Raw genomic sequence first — 3641 nt, 5'->3', positions numbered from 1 at the left:
CCGTTAGCTTCAGCCATTACTTTAGTAATTGCTGCAGTTAGGGTTGTCTTACCATGGTCAACGTGGCCAATTGTGCCAACGTTTACATGGGGTTTGGTTCTTTCAAATTTTTCCTTTGCCATTTTAAATGCTCCTTACTTCTTTTATATTTATTTGTTTAATTTTTCAATAACGTCATCAGCAACGTTCTTCGGTGCTGCTGTGTACTTTGCAAATTCCATAGAGTAGCTTGCACGACCCTGTGTCATTGAACGAAGGTCATTTGCATAACCAAACATCTCTGCTAATGGAACATCTGCTTTTAATTGCTTGCCATTAGGAAGGTCTTCCATAGCACCAACTAATCCACGACGACGGTTAAGGTCACCCATTACGTCACCCATATATTCTTCAGGTGTCATAATTTCTACAGCCATCATCGGTTCTAGAAGTTGAGGGTTGGCCATTCTTACACCTTCAGAAAGACACTTAGAAGCGGCAATTTTAAATGCCATTTCATTCGAGTCAACATCATGGTAAGAACCATCATAAACTGTTACTTTAATGTCTACTAATGGGAAGCCAGCTAATACACCGTTTTCCATTTGTTCTTGAACGCCTTTGTTAACTGCAGGAATGTATTCCTTAGGAATAACGCCACCTTTAATTTCATCAACGAATTCATAACCCGCACCAGGCTCTTGAGGCTCGATACGTAAATAAACATGTCCGTACTGACCACGACCACCTGATTGCTTAGCAAATTTATGCTGATGCTCAACCAATGTCGTAATTGCCTCACGGTAAGATACTTGTGGTGCACCAACATCACATTCAACGTCAAATTCACGCTTCATACGGTCAACAATAATATCTAAGTGAAGCTCGCCCATACCAGCAATAATTGTCTGGCCAGACTCTTCATCAGAAGATACACGGAACGACGGATCTTCTGCAGCTAGCTTGCCTAATGCAATACCCATTTTTTCTTGGTCTGCTTTAGTTTTAGGTTCTACTGCCAATGCGATTACTGGTTCAGGAAATTCCATTCTTTCTAGAACAATCTTCTCTTTAAGGTCACACAATGTGTCACCTGTTGTTACATCTTTAAGGCCAATCGCAGCGGCGATATCGCCAGCACGAACTTCTTTAATTTCTTCACGCTCATTAGAGTGCATTTGCACCATACGGCCAATACGCTCTTTCTTGCCTTTTGATGAATTGTATACAAAATCACCCGCCTTAAGAACACCTGAATACACACGGAAGAATGTCAACGTACCAACAAATGGGTCAGTTGCAATTTTAAAAGCTAATGCGGCAAATGGCTCATCGTCAGAAGCAGGACGTAGTGCACGAGTCTCATCTTTATCATCAAGAATACCTTCAATTGGATCTACTTCAACTGGAGATGGCATATACATAATGATTGCGTCTAGTGCGGCTTGCACACCTTTGTTTTTAAAGGCAGATCCACAGAACATTGGAATAATTTCACTATTAATAGTTCTATGACGAATACCCTCTTTAATTTCATCATGGGTTAATTCACCTTCTTCCAGGTATTTTTCCATTAACACGTCATTAGCTTCGGCAGCGGCTTCAACCATAGCTTCACGCTTCTCTTCAGCAAGGTCTAATAACTCTGCAGGAACATCGGTTGTTTCGTAAGTTGCGCCTTGGTCTTCTTCATTCCAAAAGATAGCCTTCATAGTGATTAGATCAACCACACCTTTAAAATCTTCTTCTGCGCCGATTGCAATTTGCATTGGCACTGGATTTCCACCTAAACGAGTTCTGATTTGCTCACATACACGTAAAAAATCTGCACCCGCACGGTCCATCTTGTTAACAAAACCAATACGGGGAACATTGTACTTGTTTGCTTGGCGCCACACTGTTTCTGATTGAGGCTCTACACCACCCACTGCACAGAACAATGCTAGCGCGCCATCTAATACTTTAAGAGAACGCTCAACTTCAATGGTAAAGTCAACGTGTCCTGGAGTATCGATAATATTAATACGGTGCTCTGGAAATTGCTCATCCATACCTTTCCACATACAAGTTGTTGCAGCAGAGGTAATGGTAATACCGCGTTCCTGCTCCTGCTCCATCCAGTCCATGGTTGCACCACCATCGTGAACCTCACCAATTTTGTGAGTACGACCCGTGTACAAAAGAACACGTTCAGTAGTAGTTGTCTTACCAGCATCAATGTGCGCCATAACACCGACATTACGGTAGCGACTAAGTGGGTGATTTCTTGCCATTTTCTTAAATCCTTGTGATTACCAACGAAAGTGAGCAAATGCTTTATTTGCTTCAGCCATTCTGTGAGTGTCTTCTTTCTTTTTAAATGCGGTACCACGGTTTTGAACCGCGTCTAATACTTCGCCTGCTAATCTAAGTTTCATACCTTTTTCACCACGTTTACGTGATGCTTCAATGATCCAACGCATGGCTAGCGCAATTTTACGTTCAGCTCTTACTTCGATTGGAACTTGGTATGTTGAACCACCAACACGACGAGACTTAATCTCAACCATTGGTCCAATGTTTTCTAAAGCTTGTTTGAATACTTCAATTGGCTCAGCATTACCTTTAGCTTCAATTGTATCTAACGCATCATAAACGATCTTCTCAGCTACAGATTTCTTACCATCTAACATTAAGATGTTTACAAACTTAGCCAATACTAAATCACCAAACTTCGGGTCTGGCAGGATTTCTCTTTTAGGGGCGGATCTTCTTCTCATAGTGTTTCTCTTATTTTATATTTGTTATTATTTCTTAGGTTTCTTAGTGCCATACTTAGAACGACCTTGCATTCTGCCGTCAACACCAACTGTATCTAACGCACCACGTACTGTATGGTAACGAACACCTGGCAAGTCTTTAACACGGCCACCACGAATAAGAATTACTGAGTGTTCTTGTAAGTTGTGACCTTCACCACCAATGTAGGTAGTTACTTCAGCTGCATTAGTAAGTCTTACACGAGCAACTTTACGTAATGCTGAGTTAGGCTTCTTTGGTGTCGTTGTATATACACGAGTACATACACCACGTTTTTGAGGGCAGCTGTCTAATGCTGGCACACCACTTTTACTAACCTTCTTTTTACGTGGATTACGTACCAATTGATTAACTGTTGACATATTGCTTTTTCTCCAAAATACTTTTAATTTAACGTCCAAATAATCGCCCATTGTTTTTTCAGGGGCAACAAAGAATGAATTATACTGTATTTATAATAATAACGTCAATATAAAATTGAGTTTTTTATGATATGTTTTTTCTAGATTGAAATACTACTTAACAACTAATAAATCTTGGGTCATGACAACTCAAGCATATTTAAAATCATGTTAAAGTACCGTTATGAAAGTAAAGAACAAGTATGTAAATCGTTCCCGTATTTCAGAGAAGAGATTTAGAGAAATAATTAAGTATTTTTCTCTTGATTTGAACGCAGTTCAAATCAAGGAATTAACAGGATTGAGCAGACAAACAATCAACAAATATTTAACCGCTATTAGGCTTAGAATTGTAGAACTATCCATACTTCAATCTGCCCCACTAGTGGGGCAGATTGAAGTCGATGAAAGCTATTTTGGCGCACGGCGCGTCCGCGGAAAACGCGGCCGTGGCGCCTTAGG

4 protein-coding genes and 1 pseudogene are annotated in these 3641 nt (G+C 40.4%); 1 reads left to right on the top strand and 4 read right to left on the bottom strand.

Features of this window, described 5'->3' with window-relative positions:
* From BTHERMOSOX_RS09755 to rpsL, 4 genes are all read right to left on the bottom strand, one after another.
* A partial coding sequence (locus tag BTHERMOSOX_RS09755; protein ID WP_249360614.1) for a GTP-binding protein occupies window positions 1-122 on the bottom strand: 122 nt, incomplete at its 3' end.
* A 27-nt stretch (window positions 123-149) separates the two neighbouring features.
* Window positions 150-2252: an elongation factor G gene (fusA, locus tag BTHERMOSOX_RS09750; RefSeq protein WP_138120962.1), complete on the bottom strand. Its 2103-nt coding sequence runs from the start codon at window positions 2250-2252 to the stop codon at window positions 150-152.
* Between the two features lie 18 nt (window positions 2253-2270).
* On the bottom strand, window positions 2271-2738 hold the full coding sequence (gene rpsG, locus BTHERMOSOX_RS09745) for a 30S ribosomal protein S7 (RefSeq protein WP_138120960.1): 468 nt from the start codon (window positions 2736-2738) through the stop codon (window positions 2271-2273).
* A gap of 27 nt (window positions 2739-2765) precedes the next feature.
* Complete coding sequence (rpsL, locus tag BTHERMOSOX_RS09740) at window positions 2766-3140, bottom strand: 30S ribosomal protein S12 (protein ID WP_138120958.1); 375 nt, start codon at window positions 3138-3140, stop codon at window positions 2766-2768.
* Between the two features lie 223 nt (window positions 3141-3363).
* Between rpsL and BTHERMOSOX_RS09735 the strand changes: the two are divergent.
* A pseudogene (locus BTHERMOSOX_RS09735) lies at window positions 3364-3641 on the top strand (IS1595-like element ISBaz1 family transposase); the annotation flags it as partial.

Source organism: Bathymodiolus heckerae thiotrophic gill symbiont (genome assembly GCF_900128515.1).
GTDB lineage: Bacteria > Pseudomonadota > Gammaproteobacteria > PS1 > Pseudothioglobaceae > Thioglobus_A.
Note: the sequence above shows the minus strand (reverse complement) of the source record. Positions and strands in the feature narration are given on the sequence as shown.